General features: G+C 65.0%; 19 protein-coding genes. 11 read left to right on the forward strand and 8 right to left on the reverse strand.

The genetic code is table 11. The annotated features are described in order from the left end of the window. The 8 genes from treY to ACZY1I_RS28805 all read left to right on the forward strand — a co-directional run bounded on the left by treY (nucleotide 1) and on the right by ACZY1I_RS28805 (nucleotide 11,126). A complete protein-coding gene (gene treY / locus ACZY1I_RS28770; RefSeq protein ID WP_463760642.1) occupies nucleotides 1-2,301 on the forward strand; it encodes a malto-oligosyltrehalose synthase in 2,301 nt (766 codons plus the stop codon). After that, nucleotides 2,294-4,027: a malto-oligosyltrehalose trehalohydrolase gene (treZ, locus tag ACZY1I_RS28775; RefSeq protein ID WP_463760645.1), complete on the forward strand. Its 1,734-nt coding sequence runs from the start codon at nucleotides 2,294-2,296 to the stop codon at nucleotides 4,025-4,027. The genes treY and treZ overlap by 8 nt, the downstream gene beginning before the upstream one ends. A gap of 41 nt (nucleotides 4,028-4,068) precedes the next feature. Further along, complete coding sequence (locus ACZY1I_RS28780; RefSeq protein ID WP_463760649.1) at nucleotides 4,069-4,494, forward strand: hypothetical protein; 426 nt, start codon at nucleotides 4,069-4,071, stop codon at nucleotides 4,492-4,494. Nucleotides 4,495-4,722: 228 nt separating this feature from the next. Further along, entirely contained in the window at nucleotides 4,723-4,983 is a 261-nt protein-coding gene (locus ACZY1I_RS28785; RefSeq protein WP_463760652.1) for an acyl carrier protein, read from the forward strand. Then, a complete protein-coding gene (locus ACZY1I_RS28790) occupies nucleotides 4,980-7,610 on the forward strand; it encodes a type I polyketide synthase (RefSeq protein WP_463760654.1) in 2,631 nt (876 codons plus the stop codon). The genes ACZY1I_RS28785 and ACZY1I_RS28790 overlap by 4 nt, the downstream gene beginning before the upstream one ends. 34 nt (nucleotides 7,611-7,644) lie before the next feature. Further along, nucleotides 7,645-9,273: a fatty acyl-AMP ligase gene (locus tag ACZY1I_RS28795; protein ID WP_463760656.1), complete on the forward strand. Its 1,629-nt coding sequence runs from the start codon at nucleotides 7,645-7,647 to the stop codon at nucleotides 9,271-9,273. 107 nt (nucleotides 9,274-9,380) lie between these two features. Continuing rightward, a complete protein-coding gene (locus ACZY1I_RS28800; RefSeq protein ID WP_463760658.1) occupies nucleotides 9,381-9,662 on the forward strand; it encodes a DUF4190 domain-containing protein in 282 nt (93 codons plus the stop codon). Between the two features lie 102 nt (nucleotides 9,663-9,764). After that, the gene (locus ACZY1I_RS28805) at nucleotides 9,765-11,126 is read left to right on the forward strand and encodes a DUF2254 domain-containing protein (protein WP_463760660.1); all 1,362 of its coding nucleotides are present in this window, start codon (nucleotides 9,765-9,767) and stop codon (nucleotides 11,124-11,126) included. Here the strand turns inward: ACZY1I_RS28805 and ACZY1I_RS28810 are convergent. Next, the gene (locus tag ACZY1I_RS28810; RefSeq protein WP_463760662.1) at nucleotides 11,095-12,423 is read right to left on the reverse strand and encodes an aminotransferase class I/II-fold pyridoxal phosphate-dependent enzyme; all 1,329 of its coding nucleotides are present in this window, start codon (nucleotides 12,421-12,423) and stop codon (nucleotides 11,095-11,097) included. The genes ACZY1I_RS28805 and ACZY1I_RS28810 overlap by 32 nt on opposite strands. A 59-nt stretch (nucleotides 12,424-12,482) precedes the next feature. Here ACZY1I_RS28810 and ACZY1I_RS28815 point away from each other — a divergent pair, with 59 nt between their 5' ends. After that, nucleotides 12,483-13,130, forward strand: a complete 648-nt coding sequence (locus ACZY1I_RS28815) for a pyridoxamine 5'-phosphate oxidase family protein (RefSeq protein ID WP_463760666.1) — start codon at nucleotides 12,483-12,485, stop codon at nucleotides 13,128-13,130. A gap of 13 nt (nucleotides 13,131-13,143) precedes the next feature. Here the strand turns inward: ACZY1I_RS28815 and ilvA are convergent, their stop codons facing one another. After that, on the reverse strand, nucleotides 13,144-14,445 hold the full coding sequence (gene ilvA / locus ACZY1I_RS28820) for a threonine ammonia-lyase (RefSeq protein WP_463760669.1): 1,302 nt from the start codon (nucleotides 14,443-14,445) through the stop codon (nucleotides 13,144-13,146). A gap of 33 nt (nucleotides 14,446-14,478) precedes the next feature. Beyond that, a complete protein-coding gene (locus ACZY1I_RS28825) occupies nucleotides 14,479-14,916 on the reverse strand; it encodes a nitroreductase family deazaflavin-dependent oxidoreductase (protein ID WP_463760673.1) in 438 nt (145 codons plus the stop codon). 100 nt (nucleotides 14,917-15,016) lie between these two features. On the opposite strand from ACZY1I_RS28825, the gene ACZY1I_RS28830 reads away from it, so the two are divergent. Continuing rightward, complete coding sequence (locus ACZY1I_RS28830; RefSeq protein ID WP_463760675.1) at nucleotides 15,017-15,226, forward strand: hypothetical protein; 210 nt, start codon at nucleotides 15,017-15,019, stop codon at nucleotides 15,224-15,226. Here ACZY1I_RS28830 and ACZY1I_RS28835 read toward each other — a convergent pair. The 3 genes from ACZY1I_RS28835 to ACZY1I_RS28845 all read right to left on the reverse strand — a co-directional run bounded on the left by ACZY1I_RS28835 (nucleotide 15,207) and on the right by ACZY1I_RS28845 (nucleotide 19,450). Next, nucleotides 15,207-17,090, reverse strand: a complete 1,884-nt coding sequence (locus tag ACZY1I_RS28835; RefSeq protein ID WP_463760678.1) for a lysophospholipid acyltransferase — start codon at nucleotides 17,088-17,090, stop codon at nucleotides 15,207-15,209. The two genes, ACZY1I_RS28830 and ACZY1I_RS28835, sit on opposite strands and share 20 nt — an antisense overlap. Before the next feature lie 25 nt (nucleotides 17,091-17,115). Continuing rightward, nucleotides 17,116-18,939, reverse strand: coding sequence for a fatty acid--CoA ligase FadD11 (gene fadD11, locus ACZY1I_RS28840; protein WP_463760680.1), 1,824 nt, complete (start codon nucleotides 18,937-18,939; stop codon nucleotides 17,116-17,118). A 127-nt stretch (nucleotides 18,940-19,066) separates the two neighbouring features. Beyond that, on the reverse strand, nucleotides 19,067-19,450 hold the full coding sequence (locus ACZY1I_RS28845) for a MerR family transcriptional regulator (protein WP_463760682.1): 384 nt from the start codon (nucleotides 19,448-19,450) through the stop codon (nucleotides 19,067-19,069). A 50-nt stretch (nucleotides 19,451-19,500) separates the two neighbouring features. On the opposite strand from ACZY1I_RS28845, the gene ACZY1I_RS28850 reads away from it, so the two are divergent. Next, the gene (locus tag ACZY1I_RS28850; protein ID WP_463760685.1) at nucleotides 19,501-19,941 is read left to right on the forward strand and encodes a PPOX class F420-dependent oxidoreductase; all 441 of its coding nucleotides are present in this window, start codon (nucleotides 19,501-19,503) and stop codon (nucleotides 19,939-19,941) included. Here ACZY1I_RS28850 and dnaE read toward each other — a convergent pair. Continuing rightward, the gene (dnaE, locus tag ACZY1I_RS28855) at nucleotides 19,938-23,471 is read right to left on the reverse strand and encodes a DNA polymerase III subunit alpha (RefSeq protein WP_463760687.1); all 3,534 of its coding nucleotides are present in this window, start codon (nucleotides 23,469-23,471) and stop codon (nucleotides 19,938-19,940) included. The two genes, ACZY1I_RS28850 and dnaE, sit on opposite strands and share 4 nt — an antisense overlap. A 68-nt stretch (nucleotides 23,472-23,539) precedes the next feature. Continuing rightward, nucleotides 23,540-23,977, reverse strand: a complete 438-nt coding sequence (locus ACZY1I_RS28860) for a type II toxin-antitoxin system Rv0910 family toxin (protein WP_463760690.1) — start codon at nucleotides 23,975-23,977, stop codon at nucleotides 23,540-23,542. Nucleotides 23,978-24,037 lie beyond the last annotated feature (60 nt).

Genomic DNA, 24,037 nt, shown 5'->3' on the forward strand with positions numbered 1-24,037 from the left:
ATGGGCTTTCCCATATCAGCCACTTACCGGCTGCAGCTACGTGGCGCGTCGAGCGGATTCGCGTTCACCCTGGCGGATGCCGAGAATCTGCTGGATTACCTTAACGATCTCGGGGTGTCGCATCTCTACCTGTCCCCCATCCTGACGGCGGTCAACGGGTCGTCGCACGGCTACGACGTCACCGACCCGACGAGCGTGTCGCCGGAGCTGGGCGGCGCCGAGGGTCTGGCCCGGCTGTCGAAGGCGGCGCGGGCGCGCGGCATGGGCCTGATCGTCGATGTGGTGCCCAATCACGTCGGGATCGATCAGCCAGAGCAGAACGCCTGGTGGTGGGATGTGCTGCGGAACGGGGCTTCGTCGGAGTACGGGTCTTACTTTGACATCGACTGGTCGCTGGACGACTCGGGGCGAATCGTGCTGCCGCTGTTGGGTTCCGACGACGACGTCGCCGATCTGACTGTCGATGGAGACCTGCTGCGCCTGGGCGACCTGGCGTTGCCGATCGCTCCGGGAACCAGCGACGGAACCGGCCCCGAGGTGCACGAGCGCCAGCACTATCGATTGATCGGCTGGAAACGGGGTTCGGTCGGCTATCGCCGCTTCTTTTCCATCACCTCGCTGGCGGGCCTGCGCCAGGAGGACCCTGCCGTCTTCGAGGCCAGTCACGCCGAAGTGTCCCGCTGGTTCCGCGACGAACTCGTCGACGGGGTGCGGATCGACCATCCGGACGGATTGACCGATCCCGCAGGCTATTTGACGTGGCTGCGCGAACTCGTCGGACCTGACGCCTGGATCGTCATCGAGAAGATCCTGGCTGTCGACGAGGCCCTGGACCTCAGCCTGCCCGTCGCGGGCACCACCGGTTACGACGCCCTGCGGGAAGTCGGGGGAATCTTCGTCGATCCGAGCGGTGAAGCCGCCCTCACCGCCCTCGTCGAATCCGCCGGAGTCGATTACGCCGCGGCTCCGCAGGAGTTGACCGACCTGAAGATCCGCGCCGCGACCGACACGCTGGCCAGTGAGTTGGCCCGGTTGCGACGCAGCATCGCGGCGGACGCCGGGGCTGACGACCCACTGCTGCCCGAGGCAGTGACCTCGTTGCTGACCCACATCGACGTCTACCGATCCGACTACCGTGCACTGTCCGCCATCCTGCCCACCGCATTGGCCAAAACACAGGCACAGCAACCGAATCTGGGTCCGGCACTGCAAATCCTGGCCGCATCGCTGGCCCGCGGCGGTGAGGCCGCGAAGCGCCTGCAGCAGCTGTGCGGCGCGGTGACCGCCAAGGCAGTCGAAGACTGCATGTTCTACCGCGACGCCCGCCTGGTGTCGCTCAACGAAGTCGGTGGCGAGCCGCATCGGTTCGGAGTCGGGGCGGCCGAATTTCATCAGAGCGCGGGCACTCGAGCTCGACTGTGGCCGCGCGCGATGACGGCACTGACGACCCACGACACCAAGCGCGGCGAAGACGTGCGTGCCCGGATCGGCGTGCTGTCGCAAGTGCCGTCGCGGTGGACGGACTTCATCGCACACGCCGAGAATCAAGCGCCCGCACCGGACCCGGCGACCGGACAGTTTCTGTGGCAGAACATCTTCGGCGTCTGGCCGGTGAACGGTGAGGTCACCGCCGACTTACGCAGCCGGCTGCACTCCTACGCCGAGAAGGCCATCCGCGAAGCGGCACTGCATACCTCGTGGAACGACCCGAATGCCGGATTCGAGGACGCCGTGCACGGTTGGCTGGATACCGTGCTGGACGGACCGGTGGCCGGCGAGCTGACCGAACTGGTCGGTCACCTCAATCCGCACGCCGCCAGCGACGCGCTGGGCCAGAAGCTGCTGGCGCTGACGGCGCCCGGGGTCCCCGATGTGTATCAGGGCACCGAACTCTGGGACGACAGCCTCGTCGACCCGGACAATCGCCGGGAAGTCGACTACGCCATCAGACGCGAAGCCTTGAAAGAACTGCAGCATCCCAAGATTCGGGTGGTCACCACGGCGCTGCGGATGCGTCGCTCCCGTCCGGACTGTTTCCTGCACGGCGATTACGTTCCCGTGTTGGCCAGCGGCCAGGCCGCCGATCACGTCGTTGCGTTCCGCCGCGGCGCCGACATTCTGGTGGCGGCCACCCGCTGGACGGTGCGGCTGGCCGAGACCGGCTGGGGGAACACGGTGCTGCCGTTGCCGGACGGCAGCTGGACCGACCGGCTGTCCGGGGCCGTGGCGAGCGGGCCGACCTCGGCCGCAGCATTGTTCGCCGACCTGCCCGTCGTTCTGTTGGAGCGCGATCATGGCTGAGTTTCGGGTGTGGGCGCCCAGACCCGAAGTGGTGCGTCTGGACGTCGACGGTGTCGTGCATGCGATGACCCGATCGGACGACGGTTGGTGGCATACCACCGTGCACGCACCCGCGGATGCCCGGTACGGCTACCTGCTCGACGACGACCCCACGGTGCTGCCGGACCCGCGATCGGCGCGCCAGCCCGACGGGGTGCACGCCCGCTCGCAACTCTGGGACTCGTCAAGCGCCGCATGGACCGACGCCGACTGGCGCGGCAGATCCATCGAAGGCGCCGTGATCTACGAACTGCATATCGGGACCTTCACCCCGATCGGCACCTTCGACGCGGCCATCGAAAAGCTCGACTACCTGGTCGATCTCGGTGTGGACTTCGTCGAATTGATGCCGGTCAATTCCTTTGCCGGAACGCATGGCTGGGGATACGACGGCGTGCTCTGGTACAGCGTGCACGAGCCCTACGGCGGCCCGGATGGATTGGTCAGGTTCGTCGACGCCTGCCACGCGCGGGGTTTGGGCGTGTTGATCGACGCGGTGTTCAACCACCTCGGGCCGTCCGGCAATTACCTGCCTCGCTTCGGTCCGTATCTGTCATCCGGCAGCAATCCGTGGGGCGAGAGCATCAACATCGCCGACGCCGACTCCGATGAGGTGCGCCGCTACATTGTCGGCTGCACGTTGCGCTGGATGCGCGACTTCCACGCCGACGGCTTGAGACTGGACGCCGTGCATGCGCTGGTGGACACCACCGCCGTGCACATCCTCGAAGAGCTCGCCGCCGAAACCGGTTGGCTGTCAAGGAAGTTGCAACGCCCGTTGGGGCTGATCGCGGAGAGCGACCTCAACGACCCGCGGGTGATTACCCCGCGCGATCGCAACGGGTACGGGATTACCGCGCAGTGGGCCGACGACATCCACCACGCCATCCACACCGCGGTATCGGGCGAACGCCACGGCTATTACGCGGACTTCGGCGCCCTGTCCACGGTCGCGCAGACCCTGCGTCTGGGCTTCTTCCACGCCGCCACGTATTCGTCGTTCCGGCGCCGCCGGCACGGGCGGCCGCTGGATACCACGGCAGCAACCGGGCTACCGGCAACAAAGCTGGTGACGTACACGTGTACTCACGATCAAATCGGAAATCGCGCGCTCGGGGATCGGCCATCGCAGAACCTGGGTGCCGGACAGCTTGCGGTCAAAGCGGCTCTGGTTCTCGGATCCCCCTATACTGCAATGCTTTTCATGGGTGAAGAGTGGGGGGCGTCCACGCCGTTTCAGTTCTTCAGCTCACATCCCGAGCCCGAATTGGCTCAGGCCACCCGGGAGGGTCGCAAAGCCGAATTCGCCGGACACGGCTGGGACGCCGACGAGATACCGGACCCTCAGGACCCGCAGACCTTTGAGCGCTCCAAGCTGAACTGGGCCGAGGTGGGCTCCGGCGAGCACGCCCGGCTGCTCGAGGTGTATCGAAAGCTCATCGCCCTGCGACGCACGGAACCCGATCTCGCCGACCCCTGGCTGGAACACCTCGTGGTCGATTTCGACGAACAGCAGCGCTGGATAGTGCTGCGACGCAACCTGCTGGCGATCGCCTGCAACCTCGGCGCCGAGTCGGTGACGGTGCCGGTCAGCGGTGAGCTGTTGCTGGCCTGGGATCCACCGGATATCAGCGAGGAAGACTCGCGGCTTCCCGGGCATTCCTTTGCGATATTTCGCTGTGGATAACTGACTGGCGGCGCAACGCGGGACCACCGACGATTCGCGGCATGAATCACGAAGAACTGCCGCCCATCCCACCCATGGAATCCGCCACAGACCCGGTGCATTCGGTTACCGATCTGCGTCAGCGGTGGCGGGCGCTGATGGGACCCCTCGGTTTCGGACAGCGACTGCTCTGGGTGGGCTTCCTCGGCCCGGACCACTGCCTCATCAAAGCTTTGAGTCAGGTGCCGATCGGCCCGCGACCGCAGCACCGGTCGGTGAAGAATCTGATGTCCTCGCTGCGCAGCGTGCTGGATGAAATGGTCCCCGGTACCACGTTGGCCATGTTGCTGACCGGACCCGGCCGCGGCCCGATCTCCGCGGCCGACCGACTGTGGTCCAAGGCTTTGACCGAAATGGCCGAGCGCTTCCTCATCCCGATTCAGCCGATCTTCCGCGCCAACGACGAGTCATTGGTGCAAGTGAGGTAGCCAGCAACCACGTTGTGGACCCCGGCCCGGGCCTGACACCAGGCCGGTTGGCAGCAGCATTTTGGGTAGGCTAACCTATGAAAAGCATATGAAAGCCCACGTTGGGGACCCGCTGACGGCAGCGTAGGCGTCAGTTTTCCGCGCCGCCGCTTGACCGCAGCAGCGCGATTTGGGCTCGGGGGCCGACATGCTGCAACCGGTTGCACGCGTCGAAGCAGGGGGTTTCAGATGATCGCTAGTGAGCCGGACGCCGAAGCAATAGCCGAGTGGTTCGCTCGCAAAGTCGGTCAGTACCTCAATGTGCCGTCCGAGACCATTGATGTCGACACTCCGCTGGCCGACTACGGCCTCGACTCCGCCTTCAGCATGTCGCTGTGTGCAGATCTGCAGTGCGAGTACGGTTTCGACGTCGAAACCACCATCGTCTGGGACTATCCAACAATCAGTGCGCTCGCGGAGCATCTGGTCGGCGAGCGCACTGGGTCATGACGCCGATTGCCGTTGTCGGCATCGATTGCCGCTTTCCGGGCGCCGTCGGCAAGGACGAGTTCTGGCGGCTATTGATGGACGGCGTCGTCACCGACATCGAAGTCCCCAACCAGCGTTGGGACATCGATCGCTACTATCACGCCGACGGCATCGCCGGCACGATGAATACCCGGCGTGCGCATTTTCTCGATGACGTCGACGCCTTCGATTGCGCCTTCTTCGGCATCACGCCACTCGAGGCCGCCGCCCTGGATCCGCAGCAACGACTGCTGCTGCAGACGTCATGGCGTGCACTCGAAGACGCTGGAATCGATCCGAAATCACTGGCCGGAACGGCAACCGGGGTGTTTGTCGGGGTGATGTCCAGTGAGTGGAGCAACCGGCACATGTATGACTACGAGCGGCTGTCACCCTTTCACGGTTCGGGTAGCGGCTGTTTCATGCTGGCCAATCGCATTTCCTATCACTTGAACCTGATCGGCCCCAGCATGGCCGTCGATACGGCCTGCTCATCTTCACTGGTGGCCCTGCATCAGGCATGCGCCGCGCTTCGCGAGGGTGAAGCCGATACCGTCATTGCCGGCGGCGCGAATTTGATGCTCACGCCGGCACTTTCGGTGTTCTACACCCAGGCGGGGCTGTCGGCGCCGGACGGAAACTGCAAGCCGTTCTGCGCGGGGGCCGATGGCATCGGCCGAGGAGAAGGTGTCGCCGCCGTCGTCCTGCGCCGCCTCGACGACGCCATCGCGGACGGTCAACAGATCTACGCGGTGGTGAGAAGCTCAGCGGTCAACCACGATGGCCGCAGCAACGGGATCACCGCACCGAATCGGTTGTCCCAAGTGGCATTGATGCGTCGCGCCTTGACCAAGGCCGACATCGAGGTCGACGCGTTGAGCTTCGTCGAGGCTCACGGCACCGGGACCACGCTCGGCGACATGATCGAAGCGAACGCGCTCGGCGATATACACCGCACCCGAACCGGCCAGTTGTGCCTGCTGGGCTCGCTGAAAGGAAACATCGGCCACACCGAAGGGGCCGCCGGTATAGCGGCGTTCATCAAGGCATGTCTGGCCCTGCACCATCATGTCCTACCACCGACAGTGGTTGTCGGCCAACCTAATCCGGCGTTGAAGCTGGAATCGAAGGGCCTGAATCTGGCGCAGAGCCCGCAGAAGCTCGCCGACGACGAAGCGCTGGGCGCAGTGAGCTCGTTCGGCCTGGGCGGCAGCAACGCACACGTGGTGCTCGGAACGTCTCCTGCGGTGTCGGCGCCACCGCGCGGCGCGGCAGGTGTGCTGACTCTGTCGGCACCCAATGAAGCGGGCTTGCAACGCAACGCCCGCACTGTCGCCGAAGCCTTGCGTAACCTCGACGAACAGCGGGTCACCGCATGGTGCCGCGCCACGAACGTGGTGAAGCAATCACACCGGCATCGCTTGTCACTCGGGGGCGACCGGAGCCTGCTGATCGAGGGCCTCGAAGGCTATCTCGGCGGCACCCGCAGTGCGCTTGCTTCCTCCGCGCCCGCGCGTAATAGTGCCGCCGAGATCGGCCTGTTGTGCCCTGGGCCGGGCACGCAGTACGTGGGCATGACGCGGCCGCTCTACGACCTCCATCCGATGTATCGCGAGCAACTCGAATCGGTGTGCGCCGTTCTCGACAAACACCTGACCCACCTGCCAAAAGGGCTGTTGCCGACCATTTTCGGCGACTCACCCGGTCTCCATCAAACGCGCTCGGCACTGCCTGCGCTGTTCGCGGTCTCCTACGCGCTGGGAAAGACGTTGTTGCTCAGCGGTATTCGACCGAAATTCGGACTCGGCCATGGCAGCGGTGAGATCGCGGCGGCCTGCCTTGCCGAGGTGCTCTCGGTCGAGGATGCGGCCAGGATGGTGGCGACGCTCGGGGCACTCACCGCGTCGTTGCCGCTCGGCGGCCAGATGATCGCGGTGGATCTACCGGCGCAACAGGCCCAACCGTTAGCCGAGGCAGAGCCGGACTGCGAGATTTCGGCCATCAACGGACGCTGCGCTGTGGTGATCTCCGGCCCCATCGAGTCGCTGGCAGTCATCAGCGCTGCCGTACACGAACTGGGCGGTCACGCGCGGAGTTTGTCGGTCTCCCGCGCTTTTCATTCACCGATGATCCAGCCCATCGCGGCCGAATTCCGCCGCGAGCTATCGGGTTTGCGGGCCAATGACTCGGCATTTCCCATCTTCTCCTCGGGTGTCGGCAAGCGCTTGGCCGGCCACGCCATGAACGCCGACTACTGGACGGCCCAGATCACCTCGCCGGTGCGGTTTTTCCACGCGATCCGCGCTGCCACCCAGGAAGCAGCACCCGGCTACGTTGCGGAAGCGGGACCCCGAGCGACGCTGCTCGCAATGGCCCAGGAATCCGGATTGCTCACCCAAACTCCGTCGCTGCCACTGTGCAATGGGCCGGATTCGGAAGGATCGGAACTATTCGACGTGGCCGCAGTGCTGATGCGTGACGGCTATTCCCTTGACCTGGCGCAGATCTACGGGCGAACTGCCGGCACCCTCGAGCGGACTCCGCCCTACTCGTTCGATCTCGACACCAGGTTCTGGTTCGCCAGCGGTAGCGCCGAGACGCGTACGTGACCTCCAAAAGCGCTGACGAGAGGAAAGTTTCGCCGTGAGCAATTTGATCCACGATATCTTCGCTGCCGCCCGTAACTCCGCGGCTGGACTGAACTCCGGCGTCGGCGGCGACCCGAAACGCGCCAGCTGGGCGGAGGTGCATCAGCGGGCCATCGGGATGTCCAACAGTCTTGCCGCGCGAGGAATCGGCCACCACGACACGGTCGCCGTGCTGGCCGGCGACACCTCGGATGTGGCGCCGCTGGCGCAGGCACTCTGGATTCGTGGTGCCGCATTGACGATGTTGCAGCATCCGACGCCGCGTATCGATCTGGCCGTCTGGATCTCGGACACTGCTCGCGCGGCCAGAATGCTTGGCGCAGCGCTTGTTATCGTCGGAGCCCCGTTCGAGGCGGCAGTACCCGCTCTGGAGGCTGAGGGATTGGCCGTCTGCCACGTGGACGCACTGCACGGCGCCGGCCCCATCGCATTGGTGGAATGCTCGGACAGCGACATCGCGATGAGGCAACTCACCTCGGGGTCGACCGGCGTGCCGAAGGCGGTGGAGATCAGCCACGGCAATCTCGTAGCGAATATCGAGGCGATTCGACTGTCGGTCGGTCTCGTCGACGACAGCGTGGTGGGTAGTTGGCTGCCGTTGTGTCACGACATGGGTATGGTCGGATTCCTCTGCGTCCCAATGACATTAGGCATAGAAACCGTCGCGGTCAGGCCCGAGGAATTCCTTCGCAGACCCATCATCTGGGCCGAGATGATCACCACCTTCGGGGTGACCGTCACCGCAGGTCCCAATTTTGCGTACTCCGTACTCGCCCGCGTGCTGGAGCGCGCCGACCCTCAAACGATCGACCTGTCGTCGTTGGCGGTGGCGATCAACGGCGCTGAGCCCATCAATCATCGCGACATCGAACACTTTTCGGTCGTCGGTGCCCGGCTCGGCATGGGACCGGGCGTAGCGACGCCGTTCTACGGGCTCGCTGAAGCCACCCTCGCGGTGTCCGCGGGTGACTATGGCGCGCCAGCCGTCGTCGACCACGTCTCCGGAGAACTGCTGGCCGAGGCCAACCGGGCTGAGCCGGTCGACGCCGGCGCGCAGGACGCACGGCACGTGGTGTGCGTGGGTCTGCCGATTCCCGGCATGGAAGTGCGCATCGTCTCAGACCAGACAACACAGGACACCCGGGAAGTCGGCGCCATCCAACTGCGCGGTCCGTCGATCGCCGCCAGCTACCTCACCATCGACGGCGTCGTCACCCTGGCAGGCGACGACGGCTGGTTCGACACCGGCGATCTCGGATACACCGACGAGCAGGGAAGACTCTACGTCTGCGGCCGCACGAAGGATCTGATCGTGCTGGCCGGACGAAACCTCTACCCACACGACATCGAGCGGGCCGCAGCCACCGTCGAAGGCGTACGCAAAGGCTGCGTCGTCGCGTTGCGAACTAACACCGATCGTGAGGGTTTCGCCGTGCTCGCCGAGGTGTACGACCGCTACGACGAGCAGGCGCGGACACAAATCCGCCGCGACATCACCGCCAAGGTGAGCGGCCACGTCGGTCACACCCCGCGTGAGGTGCTGTTGCTGGCACCGGGCAGTCTGCCCAAGACCACCTCGGGCAAACTGCGCCGGACCAGCGCGCGGGCGCTGCTGGGCTCATAGAAAGCCGCAAGACGGAGTCGGCCAAGGATTCCCCAAGAATCTCCCAAGCGCGGTGGATGACGCTCTATTCACACACCGTTCAACGCCGCCGGAAGTAGAGCACCCCAATGACGACGATCAGCCCGCAGATGACCTCCCCCGCCGTCGCCCTGCAGTGGCGTAACACCAACGGCCTGGCCATCCTGAGCCTGACGCTCGGCGTCCTGCAGTTCCTGCTCCCGTTCGTCCCGACCGCAATTGTCACCATCCCGGTCGGGGTCAACGCGCTGCGTCAAACGCAGTCGGCCGGCCAGGAGGGTCGCAGCCTGGCGATCGCGGGCTTGACACTGTCGGTGGCCCACTCGGTCCTCTACGTAGTGCTGTTCATCTGGTTGATCGTCGCTCACTGAGCAAACTCCTAGACGAATTCCGGCCCCCTGCGCGTAAAGTAACGCGCGCGGTCGGCAGCCTGAACCTCCCGCAAACATTTCATGAACTGAAAATGAACGGGGGTGGGTGCCGTGCCGCACCGCAACTGGCGACAGCGTCGGTATCAGCTCACCGGAACGCTCTGGCTGTTGCCTGCCCTGTTCACAGCCGGCGCGATCACGCTCGGCTCCGCGATCTCCCATGTCCGGCCTTCGCGGGAGTCGATTCTAGGTCCGCTGTTATTCGTGGGTAGCGCAGACGAGGCACGCCGCCTGCTCCTGACCTGCGCCACCTCGATCGTCGGCGTGCTCGCGCTGATCATCGGTTTGACCATGGTGGCCGTGCAGACAGCGGCCAACCGCTACTCCCCCCGCCTACTCCGCAACTTCGTGCGCGATGGGGCGAACCAGGTGGTACTCGCCACATTCGTCGGCAGCTTCACCTACAACGCTGCGGGTCTGTACACGGTCGGCCTGCAGCCAGGAGACTTTCCCCGACTCTCGGTGACCCTGGGTCTGTGCACGCTCTTCTTGTGTATTGGTGCGTTGATCTACTACATCGACCGCATGGTCCATCTGATTCAGATCGACCGCGTGCTCGCAACGCTGAGAATCACTACCGCGCGCGTCATCAGCGACTTGCCGCCTGGCGTCGGACGCGCCGCCGGCGAGGGCGACGCGACCGTGGCTGCCGGGCCGCCGCCCGGCGCAGTTGCACTGCGCGCCAGCATGTCTGGGTACATTCAATACGTCCACACCCCGTCGATTGTGGCTGCGGCCAGCCGGTGCGGCTGCACCTGCCTGCTTGCCGCCGAGGTGGGAGCGCACGTGGTCGAAAACGCTCCCATTGCCTGGGTGTGGTCCGATGATTCCCATCTCGCCCTTGACGTCGCCGCACTAGCTGCCGCCCTGGACAACGCCGTGCATATCGGGTTCGAGCGGACCCGCCGCCAAGATGTCGAGCTGGGTTTCGCCCAGTTGGTGGACGTCTCGGCGCGGTCCATGCACGACTACGACTTCCGCACCGCAGTGCAGGCTGCGCACGAGATGGCGATCCTGATGTGCAAACTCGCCCCAATGCAACTCGGCGCCGAGATCTACCGAGACGGTGCGGGCGCAAACCGGCTGACCGTGCCCGCGCATGGATTCGATTACTACCTCGACTTGGCGTGCAGTCAGCTCCAGCGCTTGGGCGCAGCAGATCCAGAGACTTTGTCGGCCTTACTGAGCATGCTGCGGAACGCCGGACCCATGGTGTCCAGCGACGAGCGGCGAGCCTCGATTGTCCGCAAGGTCGACGAGGTATTGGCTACCGCGCGGCGCTGCGTTCAGAGCCAGCCCGAGTTGGCGAAACTGGAAGCCGTCGCCGACGACGTGACGCGTCATGTTGTCGGTGCGGACCGCTCGCCCACGCTCACACACTTGGCCGTCCAGCTCCGTGAATAGCCTCCGCGATGGCGTCCGCCAGCGGATCGATATCGTCGTCGGTCAGTTCCGCCACGGTGACGCGCATGCCCGGCGGTGTCTCCATCCGAAACCGCGTTCCTGGTGCCGCGGCCCAGCCCGCGTTAAGCAACCGAGTGATGGCAACGGTCTCATCTGGTACCGGGATCCACACATTGAGCCCGGATCGTCCGTGCGAGGTGACCCCGCGCTCGGCCAGCGCGTCGCGCAATCCGTTCCGGTTGTTCGCGTACTGATCCCCGGCCGCCACCACCATCTCCCTCGCCGTCTCGTCCGACCACAGACGGACCGCCAGGTCTTGCAGCAGCCGGCTCACCCACCCCGGCCCGAGCCGCAACCGGCCGTGCACCCGCTCGACGGTGCGGCGATCGCCGGCCAGCACCGCAAGCCGCAGGTCGGGGCCGTAAGCCTTGGAAGCCGACCGAATAAATGCCCAGCGGCGCGTCGCACCGGCCAACGGGTGCAACGGCGCGCCTGCGATGCCGGCGCAGTGGTCATCCTCGATGACCAATACATCGGTGGTCTTGCCGGCCAGCAGGCTACGCAGGGCGGCGGCACGCTTCTTGGACAGCGCGGCGCCGGTCGGGTTCTGCGCACGGGTGGTCACGATGATCGCCCGCACCCCGCGGCGCAGTGCCCGCGCCATACTGAGCACCACCGGCCCCTCGTCGTCGACACTGACCGGTTCGGGGGAAAGGCCAAGTGCTGCAATCAGATCGAGCAGATTCGCCCAACCCGGATCCTCGACCGCAACCCGGTCGCCCGGGCGCAGATGCGCGGTCAGCGCCCGTTCGATGCCATCCAGCGCACCGCTGGTCACCGCGAGATGCTCGGCCGGCACACCATCGGCACTGAGGTCTGCGATGGCGTAGTCGAACAACTCAGTCGACATCGCCGACTGCCCGTACAGCAGGGGCTTACCGGGGTGCGTCGCCACGAGTTGCATCGTGGCGATCGGCAGCAAAGCCGGATCCGGGTTACCCGTCGACAAATCGCGCGCGCCCTCGGGAACCGCGAGGCCCAACAGCGACCGCGGCGTGGTTGCGGGGCGGTCCCGTACGCGGGTACCGCGCCGTCCGGCGGTTTCGACCGCACCCCGATCGCGCAGCAGTCGGTACGCGGCGGCCACGGTGTTGGCGTTAACCCCGAGTTGCCCCGCGATCTCGCGAATCGGCGGTAGCGGGTCCCCCGGCGCCAACGCACCGTGCGAGATCCCTTCTTCGACGCTCGCCGCTATCGACTCGGCACCGGTTCCGGATATGCTGTATTGTACTGGCACGCTTTTCATTATGAACTAGTACAAAGCAAATATGCAACACATTCCGCGGAGGCAATCTCATGGAAACCGGATACCTGCCCTCCCCTCGCACGACGCCGACCCGCTACCGGGAACGCGCGCGCTACGACCGCGAGACCGTCCATCGCATCCTCGACGAGTCGCTGATCTGCCACGTCGGCTACGTCAATGACGGCCGACCGGTAGTGCTGCCGACCACCCACGCCCGCTTGGGCGAGACCCTCTACATGCACGGTTCCACCGGCAGCGGTCCGATGTTGAGCGCGAGACAGTCCGGCCTGCCCGTCTGTGTGACGGTCACGCTCGTCGACGGCCTGGTACTGGCCCGGTCGGCCATGCACCATTCACTCAATTACCGCTCGGTGGTGCTGCTGGGCACCGCGCGACTGGTTGACGACCCGGAAGAGAAGAAACGGGCCTTCGACGCGCTGCTGGACCATGTCCGTCCGGGGCGAGCGGCCGATTGCCGGCCTGCTAACGCCCGTGAACTCGCCGCCACTGCGGTGCTCGCCGTGGAACTCGTCGAGGTTTCGGCCAAGGTGCGCAGCGGCGGCGTGGCCGACGACCCGGAGGATGAGACGCTGCCGTACTGGGCCGGAGTCGTCCCGATGACGTTGATGGCCGGAACACCCGAGCCCGCAAGCGATCTCGACCCGGCCACGCCGCTGCCGTCATACCTGCGTCAGTAGGCGCGAGAGGCGCTCAGAGCAACAGGTACCGGTAGGCCGGCGAACCGGGTTGCAGCGTTTCGACGTGAATCTCCGACGCCCGCATGCGGGCCAGCAGTCCGTCGAGATCAGCGGCCGATCCGAGCTGGATGCCCACCAGCGCCTCGCCTGTCTCACGGTTGTTCCGCTTGACGTATTCGAACAGCGTGACGTCGTCGTTGCGACCCAGCACCTCGTCGAGAAAGCGACGCAGGGAACCGGGTTCCTGCGGAAAATCGACCAGGAAGTAGTGCTTGAGGCCCAGATGGACCAGCGAACGCTCCAGCACCTCCCCGTAGCGCGAGACGTCGTTGTTGCCGCCTGAGATCAGACAGACGACCGTGGAGCCGGGCTCGACTTCGGCTTCCAACAGACCGGCGACCGACAGAGCTCCCGCCGGTTCGGCGATGATGCCCTCGTTCTGATAGAGATCGAGCATCGCGGTGCACACGGCGCCCTCGTCGACGGTGGTGATCGACACCATGTCTCCGGCGGCCGCCAACGCCTGGTACGGCAGCGTCCCGGCCCGAGCGACCGCGGCGCCATCGACGAACTGGTCCACATGATCCAGGGTCACCGGTCCACCGGCCGCCAGCGCGGCCATCATCGCGGCGGCGCCGGCCGGTTCGATGCCCAGCACCGAGGTGTTGGTGGTCCGTACGGCCAGATAGGTCGTGATGCCGGCGATACAGCCGCCACCACCCACCGGCACCACCACCAGGTCAGGCTCTGCAACGGTTCCGATCAGCGCATCGAGGATCTCGACTGCGACGGTGCCCTGACCGGCCATGGTGCGCAGGTCGTCGTAGGGCGGCACCAGGGTCGCGCCGGTGCGCTCGACGTCCGCGCGCGCTGCCGCGGCGGCCAGATCGTAGGTCGAACCACCCACGATCAGCTCGATGAACTCCCCGCCGTGATACCGGATGCGGTCGCGCTTCTGCTTGGGTGTCTTCGCCGGTACGTAGACACGGCCGTGCACACCGAGCGACCGGCACGCATACGCGAAGCCTTGCGCGTGGTTACCGGCTGAAGAACACACCACCCCGGCGGCCAGTTCCACGTCGGACAGCTGAACCAGCAGGTTGTAAGCGCCGCGCAGTTTGTACGACCGCACCACCTGCAGGTCTTCGCGCTTGAGGTACACGTTTGCGCCGGTGATGGCCGACAAACGGTCGCTGTACTGCAAGGGGGTGGGCAAGACCACCGGAGCAATTCGCTTCGCGGCTCCGTCAATGTCAGCCGCGGACAGCGGCTGGGTGATCGAAGGACGCGGGCTCCTGCTTAGTTCGGCGGACACCGGTCAATGGTGCCATGCCTGCGCAGAAGCGGTTCAGCTCACCGGGGTCAGTACGAAGACCGGAATCTGGCGATCGGTCTTGGTCTGGTAATCCGCGTAGTCCGGGTATGCCTCGACCGCGCGGTCCCACCAGGTGGCCTTCTCGTCGTCGAAAACCTCACGCGCTTGATAGTCACCGGTGGAGGTACCGTCCTGGAGCTCCACCCGGGGGTTCTTCACCACGTTGTGGTACCAAACGGGATTCCTCGGGGCCCCGCCCAGCGATGCGACGATCGCGTACTCGCCGTCGTGTTCGACCCGCATCAACGGGGTCTTGCGGAGCTTGCCGGTCTTGGCACCGACGGTAGTCAGCAGGATGACCTTCATCCCTTTGAGCTCCGTGCCTTCGGTTCCCCCCGAGTCGGCGATTTTGTCGGCTTGCTCGCGGGACCAATCCCATGGGCTGGGTGCGTACTCACCTTCTAGCGGCATGGCGACCACTCTATGCCTCGCGCAACCGCGCAGCTGTGAGCACTACCACAACCAAGGTTTCGCCTACCCGAAACCAGAAGTGATGGCTATGCTCAAACGCATGACTCAGCCCGTCATGCGTCCCCCCGACGTGCTCGTTGCGGGCGTTCCGTGGCCCCGGCACAAGCTGTTCGCAGTGGTCACGGGCCTCGTTGCACTGGCACTGATCGGTGTGGTCACCAGGAACGCCGCGGCCGCGGTGCTAGGAAGTGCCGCGCTGGCCGTAGCTGTCGGCCTGGTGCTCAAGGCCGTCACATACCAGCGCGACTGACCCTCGTTCTAGCCCATTCCGCAATCACGTTGACCCTGCGGGTCGCCGTCGCGATCTCGTCTGCGAACTGCTGACGGCGCTTGGCGAGGTCGGCCTGATCGGTGCCGTCAGCCAGCTCCTTATGCCGGGCCAGCCGCAGCGCCGTCTTGAACAGCTCCATCGACCTCGACTCGGCGCTGGCGATCCGGCGCTGCAATTCCCACTGCTTGCCGACCTCGAGGCACTCGGTCAGGAAGGTGTCCTCGTCCAGCGCTTCGTCCTGCAGGGCAGCCAGTCGGTCGGCCACAATGTGATAGGCGTCCAGGAACGGACGCAACACCAGGTGGGCCAACAGCAGATCGGCCGATTCCAGCAATTCCCGCACGTCGACCGCCCTGGCCTCCTTGGAGGTGTCGACGAACGGTCCGATAAGGCGAACCTCGTCGGCGAGTTCCATCTCGAACTGCGCACGCGCCGAGAACAGAAATTCGAACTTCAGCAGTTCGCGCAGTTGCAGCGCTTCCTCCAGCACCGCCGCCGGGGAAACCGCGCCGTCGGCAGCGCCTTCCGACGCCGCCAACAACGCCAATTCCGCGATTGCACGATCAACCAGGATGTGGATGGCGGTATTGCGGTAGAAGGCCGCCACCAGATGCTGGTCGGCGCCGATCCCCCAGACCGCTTCGGTGCCGGACTCGTAGACACTCACCACGCCGGAGTCGACCATCTGGTGCAGCGTCCACCGGATCGTCGACTTGTTAGTCAGGTCCGCCGCACCGGCCACCGCCCAATTGCGGGCTGCGATGTAGCTCGCCAACGGTCGCACCGTGGCCAGCACTTCGGTGATGGACAGCGAACGGTTTGCGCCCAGCAGTGCAAGACTCACCACCGCGGTCGGTGTGACCGGCGTGGCCCGGTTGATCCGGTGCTCCACGTCCAGCGCGATGCGCTCGACCACTGTCCCGGTGCCCGACGAGTCCGCGCGCAACTCCTCCAGTCGCTTGCGCAGCGGGAGGGGTTCACCGAAGTCGAGATAGGCGCGCCCCAGTCGCTCACCCTGCTGCCGGGAAAGCCGCACCAGAAACCGGAAGTCCTCGGGCCGCTTCGTCGCGCCGTAGGCTTCGGTGGTCATCGCTTCCACCTCGTGCAACTGGTCGTACACGATGGAAGTCGGCACCAAATACACTTCGGGGCCGTCGATTTCGTCGACCGCGTCGGTGAGGTAGCGCAGGATGCCGAACACCGGGGGCCGCAGCTTGCCGGTTCGGGTGCGCCCGCCTTCGATCGACCAGGTGAGGTTGGTGTGGTTCTGCACCAACTGCGCGGTGTAGGCGCGCAGCACGAACCGGTACACCGGGATGTCTTTGGTCTGCCTGCGAATGAAGATCGTCCCGGTGCGCTTGGCAAAGCCGCCCATCGGGAAGAAGTTCAGATTTGCCCCACCGAAGGTCAGCGCGGACGACAGCCGGTTGGCCGCGATCTCCTCGGGCAGCAACATGCCGTCCAGGTAGGACCGGTGCGAAAACGCGAATGCCAACGTCGCCTTGCGGTCCAAGGTGCGCAGTTGAGCGATCTGGTCCTCATCGACCAGCACGTCGTAGGCCCGCATCAGCCATCTGCTGAAGCCCCGCCACGCCTGCACCGCACGCTCGTCGTGTGACGCCGCCACTTCACGCAGATAGCCCGCCGCCTCCACGCGCACGCTTTCCCGGTCACGGCCGAGCTCGTTGGCCATCGCGTCGAGCCGGTCACCGAACCACTCGGCGCCCAGCAACTCGGTAACCGCGTCCGTGTCGGTCGCCAGCGCGGTGGTGGATTCCTCGACAATTCCGGTGCGCTGCAAGAGCTTTCGCACCCCGCTGCGACCAACTTCGCGTGCCGTCACCACTACTCCCCTCTGATAGGCCGTGCTATGCCGGTTGTGTTGCCGATGCGGCAGCCGGCTCGTGTACGTCTGCTCCGAGCCGGCTCGCATACAGCTCTTCGATAGCCGCGGAATATTTGGCGTGGATCGGTTTGCGTTTGAGCTTCATGGTCAGCGTTATCTCGTCGCCACCGGGCTCCCACAACGCGGGCAGTATGCGGAATCGCTTGATCTGCTCTACCCGCGACAATTTGTTGTTGCCGACAGCCACGCCGGCGGCGATCTGCGCGATCACCTCCGGGTGCGACGCCAGAGCGTCCGGAGAGGGATCCAGGCCGAGCCGGGCCGCGTACGGACCCACCGAGTCGGCGTCGAACACCAGCAGAGCGGTGTTGTACGGCCGCCCGTCGCCAATGGCAATCATCACCCCGACCATTGGGCAGGCCGCCACGATGGTGTTCTCGATGTTGGCCGGCGACATGTTCTTTCCCGCCGCATTGATGATCAGTTCCTTCTTGCGGTCCACCACCCGCAGATAGCCGTCCGGGTCCATCTCGATGATGTCGCCGGTGTGCAGCCATCCGTCGGCGTCGATCGCTTCGGCGGTCTTGGCCGGTTCTTTGCGGTAGCCCTTCATCACCAGCGGACCGCGCACCAGGAACTCGCCGTCATCGGCGATTCTGCCCTCCAACCCGGGCATCAGTTTGCCGACGGTGCCCAGGCGCGCATCGCGCGGATGGCTCACGGTGGCGGCACAACTGAGTTCGGACATTCCCCACAGCTCGGCGATCGGAAGACCGATGCTGGCGAAGAACGCCAACGTTTCCTTGGGGATCGGAGCCGCACCCGAAACCGCCCAGCGAAGCTCGCCGAAGCCGAGCTTCTCACGCAGCTTCGACAGCACCAACTCGTCGGCCTTATCCCATTCGGCCGCAACGTCGTCCGTCATCTGCTCGCCGGCCAGCAGCGCCTGAGCGCGCTTGCCGGCGACCGACATCGCCCACTGCAGCGCCGCCTTCTTCATCTCGTCGGCTTCGTTGCTGACGATGAATTCGATTCCGGCTTTCAGCTTCTCCCACACCCGCGGCACCGCGCCCCAGACGGTGGGCCGCACATCCGACACTGCGGACACGATGGCCCGCGCGTCGGAAACCGTGGTGACCTGGGTACCGAACATCTCCTGGAGGTAGAGCCCGCACATCCGGTCGGCGATGTGGGCAGTGGGCAGGAACGAGGTGCCCCGGTCGCCGAATTCGACGCCGAGAACGTCGGCGAGGCCGTAACCCTCGAACAGCAGGTTGGTGTGGGTCATCTCCACGCCCTTGGGATTGCCGGTCGTGCCCGAGGTGTAGATGAGAGTGACGATGTCATCGGGTTGTACCGCACGCCAGGTCGACTCGAAGTCGAAGTCATCGGGTGCGGCCGCATATAGGTCGTCCACCGAGAGGGTGCCCGCGGGCTTTCCGTCTATGCAGACGATGTGCTCGATGGGTGCACCGCTGGCCCGGACCCGGTCGACGTATTGCTCCTCGCAGACCACCACCCGGGTGCCCGCGTTGTCGAACACGTAGGTCAACTGCTCGGCGGGCAGCGTGTTGTACACCGAAAACGACGTGGCCCCAACATGTTGCGCGCCCACCTCAAGCGGGTAGAACTCGACTCGGTTGGCCATCATCAGCGAAACGGTGTCACCCCGGCGGACCCCCAAACCGGTCAGCCCGGCAGCTACCTTCTTCACCTGTTCCGCGTAGTCTCGCCAGGTCAGCGTCTGAGTGGCACCGGGCGTGCGCAGGGCCACCGCGTCCGGATCGATCGCCGCGGTGCTCTGAAAGGCCTCGCACATGGTGGCAGGACGCTCGGTAGGAGTCATTTCCGCCCTCCTTCGCCGGTGATCGGATTACCAGGGTGAGCCTACGTTGTGGAGCCGATTGTGAATTTCTCGACGTGACACGCCGATTGACCGTCGTGTGGTTCACCGTGGCGGTCGGGGGCGGCGCTCACGCAGGCACCGCTCGATGAATTCCGCAGGAGCAGGTATCAATTGACGGACACGTACAGCGCATCCCCCATTCGATGACGTCCCGCGCACGCGCCAACGACGCCATCTGGTCATCGATCTCAGCGAGCTTCGTCTCGGCCAGTGCGCGACTCGCAGGCCGTCCCGGTGCGTCGTCGGCGAACAGCAGCTGGATCTCATCGAGTGAGAATCCAGCGGACTTGCAGAGTCGGATCACCTCGAGGCGCGCCAGCACCGAACTGTCGTAACGACGCTGGCCGCCCAAGCGAGCGGGCGCCGGCACCAGGCCGATCTGTTCGTAGTAGCGCAAGGTCGTCGCCGCGATCCCGGCTTCGTGGGCCACCTCACCGATGCTCAGGCTCATCGCAAACCTCCCTTGACTTAGAGTCAACTCTAAGTCGTTGAATGTGCAACATGCACACACTCCACGAGCTGAGCGCCACCAGATACGCGATGCTGCGATCGTTTCGCCGCGACGGCACGCCCGCCGATACCCCTATCTGGTTCGCCCTCGACGACGACGCACTGCTGTTTCGCACCAAGAGCGGCCCCAAGACCAAGCGATTGACCTCGCGGCCCGATGTCGAACTCATTGCTTGCGACTACCGCGGGCAAGTGCGCCCCGGCGCTACGGCGGTCGCGGGCCGCGCGACCATCCTGTCCGGCACGGACGCCGAACGCGGCAACCGACTACTGCACCGACGGTATGGCTGGCAGTGGAACATCGTGCCGCTGTTGAAGATTCCGGGTGTCACGAACGTGCACCGCGATCTCCCGCTGCGAGAGAAATTCCGTCGCGCGCGCGACCGCGGCGTGTGGCCCGACAGCGTGATCGTTCGGGTGCAACCCGCTTAGACGCCCAGGCAGCCCGGGCCGAGTAGCGCCTTCAGGTCGCCCATCAGCGCGGGCGACGGCGTCACCCGCAGCGACTGATCCAGTTCCAAAGTAGTGATCCGTTCGCCGCTGATCAGCCGCAAGTGCACCTGTGAGGTGCCGGGATGCCGCGCCAGCACCTGCTTGAGGGCGGTGACCTTGTCGATGGTGCACTGCCGGGTGGGCAGACTGACGGCCAATGGCCGATTCGGCTGAGCGTTGGTGAAATCCGGCACCACGAGTTCGTTGGCGATCAAGCTGATCCGGTCGTCACGGATGGCCACCTTGGCGTTGACCAGCACCACGGCATCATCGGCGATCTCACCACCGAAGTTGGAGTACGTCTGCGGGAAGAACATCACCTCGATGCCACCGGTGAGATCTTCCAATTGCGCTGATGCCCAGGGCAATCCGTTCTTGTTCACCCGGCGATTGACCGAAGCCAGGATGCCGCCTACCCGCACCTGGGTGTCATTGCCGACGTCGCCGTCGAGGATAGCCGGGATCGCGGTGTCCACCTGCGCAGCCAGCAGATGCGCAACCCCGTTGAGGGGATGGCCGGATACGTAGAGGCCGAGCATCTCGCGCTCCAACGCGAGTTTGTGCTTGTCTTCCCATTCGTCCTCAGGCACCTTGATGGTGAAGACGGACTCGACGCCGGCATCGCTACCGCCGAACAGGTCGAACTGCCCGATGGCCTCAGCCTTCTTGGTGCCGAGGACCGAGTCGACCGCATCGGTGTGCACCAGGAACAGACCTTTGCGCGGGTGACCGAGCGAGTCGAAGCCACCCGCTTTGATCAGCGACTCGGTGACTCTCTTGTTGCAGGCCGAGATGTCGATCTTGTTCAGGTAGTCCGAGAAGTCGGTGTACTTGCCCTTTTCGTTGCGGGTCTTGATCAGCGACCCCACCACATTGGCACCCACATTGCGCACCGCGCCCAGCCCGAAACGAATGTCTTTGCCGACGGAGGCAAAGTTCACCAACGACTCGTTGACGTCCGGCGGCAACACCGTGATACCCAGCTTGCGGCAGTCGGCCAAGTAGACCGCGGCCTTGTCCTTATCGTCGCCGACCGAGGTGAGCAGGCCCGCCATGTATTCGCCGGGATAGTTCGCCTTCAGATAGGCGGTCCAGTAGGAGACCAGGCCGTACCCGGCCGCGTGCGACTTGTTGAAGGCGTAGCCGGCGAACGGAAGAATGGTGTCCCACAACGCTTTCACGGCCTTTTCGGAGAAGCCGTTGGCGGTCATGCCTTCTTTGAAGCCCTTGTACTCGGCTTCGAGCACCTCGAGCTTCTTCTTGCCCATCGCCTTCCGTAGCGCGTCGGCCTTACCCATCGTGTAGGAGGCGACCTTCTGGGCGATGAACATGATCTGCTCTTGGTAGACGATCAGGCCGTGGGTCTCGGCGAGGATCTCGCGCAGCGGTTCCTCTAGCTCCGGGTGAATCGGCTTGACCGCCTGACGGCCGTTCTTGCGGTCGGCGTAGTCGTTGTGGGCGTTCATGCCCATCGGCCCCGGCCGGTACAGCGCCAACACCGCAACGATGTCGTTGAACTCGGTGGGCTGCATGCGGCGCAGCAGGTCACGCATCGGCCCGCCGTCGAGCTGGAAGACACCCAGGGTCTCGCCGCGCCCCAGCAACTCGTAGGTGGGTTTGTCGTCTAGCGGCACCGACTCCAGATCGAGGTCGATTCCTCGGTTGACTTTGATGTTCTCGATCGCGTCGCCGATGATCGTCAGGTTGCGCAGGCCCAGGAAGTCCATCTTCAGCAGGCCGATGGCCTCGCACGACGGATAGTCCCAGCCGGTGATGATGGCCCCGTCCTGGGGTCGCTTCCACAGCGGAATGGCCTCGGTCAGCGGCTCGCTGCTCATGATCACCGCGCACGCGTGCACACCGGCGTTGCGGATCAGGCCTTCCAAGCCGCGTGCGGTCTGGTAGATGGTGCGCACATCCGGGTCGGTCTCGATCAGACTGCGGACCTCGGCCGCTTCCTTGAAGCGTTCGTGCGCGGGATCGGTGATGCCCGACAACGGAATGTCTTTGGCCATGATCGGCGGCGGCAGCACCTTGGTGATCCGGTCGGCGATCGCGAAACCCGGCTGCCCATAGTGGATTCGCGCCGAATCCTTCAGTGCTGCTTTGGTTTTAATGGTGCCGAATGTGATGACCTGGGCAACGCGGTCGCTGCCCCACTTCTCGGCGGCGTAGCGCACCATCTCGCCGCGGCGACGGTCGTCGAAGTCGATGTCGATATCGGGTGCCGACGGCCGCTCCGGGTTCAGGAACCGCTCGAAAAGCAGCCCATGCGGAATTGGGTCGATGTTGGTGATGCCCATCGAGTAGGCCACCAGCGAACCCGCCGCCGAACCACGTCCCGGCCCGACCCGGATGTCGATCGATTTCGCGTGGTTGATCAGGTCGGCGACGATCAGGAAGTAGGCCGGAAAGCCCTTGTCGCAGATGACCTTGATCTCATATTCAGCCCGGTCGAGGTAGTTCTGGCCAACACCGGACGGAAAACGCCGCTGCAGTCCGGCCATCACCTCGTGCCGAAGCCAGGTCGACTGGTCATGGCCCTCGGGCACCGGGAAGATCGGCATGCGGTCACGGGGCGTCCAGACGTCGGCGTAGGACTGCACCCGCTCGGCGATCAGCAGCGTGGAGTCACACGCGCCGGGAACGTCGTCGTCCCACAGCTTGCGCATGTCGGCCGCCGACTTGAGGTAGTAGCCGTCACCGTCGAATTTGAACCGGTTCGGGTCCGACAGCGTCTTACCAGTCTGCACGCACAGCAGCGCCTCGTGGTTGTGTGAAGCGTCACGGGTGACGTAGTGGCAGTCGTTGGTGGCCAGCGGCGGAATGTTGAGCTTGCGGCCGATCTCGAGCAGACCCTCACGGACTCGCTGTTCGATGGACAGGCCGTGATCCATCAACTCGAGGAAGTAGTTGTCGGCACCGAATATCTCGCGCCACTTGGCCGCGGACTCGACCGCCTCGTCGACCTGCCCCAGACGCAGCCGCGTCTGCACTTCGCCGGATGGACAGCCGGTGGTGGCGATGATGCCTTCGGCGTGTTCGGCGATGAGTTCGGCGTCCATCCGCGACCACTTGCCGAGCTGGCCTTCGAACGATGCCAGCGACGACAACCTGAACAGGTTGCGCAGGCCGGTCGCGTTCTCGGCGACCATCGTCAGGTGGGTGTAGGAACCGCTGCCGGACACGTCGTCGGACTTCTGGCTCGGATCGCCCCAGAGCACGCGGCGGGTGTCGAAACGCGAGGCCGGCGCGATGTAGGCCTCGACGCCGATGATCGGCTTGACCCCGGCCTTTGTGGCGGTGTTGTAGAACTCGCTGGCGCCGAACATGTTTCCGTGGTCGGTCATGCCGATCGCGGGCATCTCCAGCCGCTCCACCTCGGCCATCATCGGCGAGATCTTCGCGGCACCGTCGAGCATCGAATACTCGGTGTGGTTGTGCAGGTGCACGAACGAGGACTGACTCATAGGGACGCCAGTCTATGACCGCCCACCGACACCCGATCGGCGTGTCGCGGAACGTGTCTTGACGACTTTTATCCGTACAGCTCGAGGAACTTGTCGAGCGACTTCTGCACGTCCCCTTTGGCCGCCCGAGCCGCGGCTGAACCGATCGGGCCGAACAACGCACGCCCGCCCAGCTCAACGGACAGTCCGAGGGTGGACCCGTCCTTGTTGGGCTTCACGGACAAGGTGACCTTGTACTTCGCGCCGCCTTTTCCGTCGCCCGACATCGCCACCTCGTGCGGCGGCTCCCACTTGGTGATCGTCCACGTCACCCGGTTGCGCAGCCCTTTGGAGCGCGCAACACCGATGATCTGAGTGCCTTCGGTGATCTCGCCGACGGGGGGTACGTCGCTGCGCCAGCCCTCGTGCATGACGAGCCAATCCCCCAGCGTCGACAGATCCGACACGTGCTCCCACATCTCCTGCGGGGTCATCGGGGCGTCAAGGGTCAGGTCCACGGAAGCCATGCGCTGAGAGTAACGCCGACAGTCTGGGAAGATGGATTGCCACAGTCGGTGATAACCGGT

The organism is Mycobacterium sp. IDUB_37 (genome assembly GCF_055419245.1).

Coding starts and splice junctions, on each gene's coding strand:
- treY (WP_463760642.1), top strand. CDS start 1: ATGGGCTTTCCCATATCAGCCACTTACCGGCTGCAGCTACGTGGCGCG.
- treZ (WP_463760645.1), top strand. CDS start 2,294: ATGGCTGAGTTTCGGGTGTGGGCGCCCAGACCCGAAGTGGTGCGTCTG.
- ACZY1I_RS28780 (WP_463760649.1), top strand. CDS start 4,069: ATGAATCACGAAGAACTGCCGCCCATCCCACCCATGGAATCCGCCACA.
- ACZY1I_RS28785 (WP_463760652.1), top strand. CDS start 4,723: ATGATCGCTAGTGAGCCGGACGCCGAAGCAATAGCCGAGTGGTTCGCT.
- ACZY1I_RS28790 (WP_463760654.1), top strand. CDS start 4,980: ATGACGCCGATTGCCGTTGTCGGCATCGATTGCCGCTTTCCGGGCGCC.
- ACZY1I_RS28800 (WP_463760658.1), top strand. CDS start 9,381: ATGACGACGATCAGCCCGCAGATGACCTCCCCCGCCGTCGCCCTGCAG.
- ACZY1I_RS28815 (WP_463760666.1), top strand. CDS start 12,483: ATGGAAACCGGATACCTGCCCTCCCCTCGCACGACGCCGACCCGCTAC.
- ACZY1I_RS28825 (WP_463760673.1), bottom strand. CDS start 14,916: ATGCCGCTAGAAGGTGAGTACGCACCCAGCCCATGGGATTGGTCCCGC.
- ACZY1I_RS28830 (WP_463760675.1), top strand. CDS start 15,017: ATGACTCAGCCCGTCATGCGTCCCCCCGACGTGCTCGTTGCGGGCGTT.
- fadD11 (WP_463760680.1), bottom strand. CDS start 18,939: ATGACTCCTACCGAGCGTCCTGCCACCATGTGCGAGGCCTTTCAGAGC.
- ACZY1I_RS28845 (WP_463760682.1), bottom strand. CDS start 19,450: ATGAGCCTGAGCATCGGTGAGGTGGCCCACGAAGCCGGGATCGCGGCG.
- ACZY1I_RS28850 (WP_463760685.1), top strand. CDS start 19,501: ATGCACACACTCCACGAGCTGAGCGCCACCAGATACGCGATGCTGCGA.
- dnaE (WP_463760687.1), bottom strand. CDS start 23,471: ATGAGTCAGTCCTCGTTCGTGCACCTGCACAACCACACCGAGTATTCG.
- ACZY1I_RS28860 (WP_463760690.1), bottom strand. CDS start 23,977: ATGGCTTCCGTGGACCTGACCCTTGACGCCCCGATGACCCCGCAGGAG.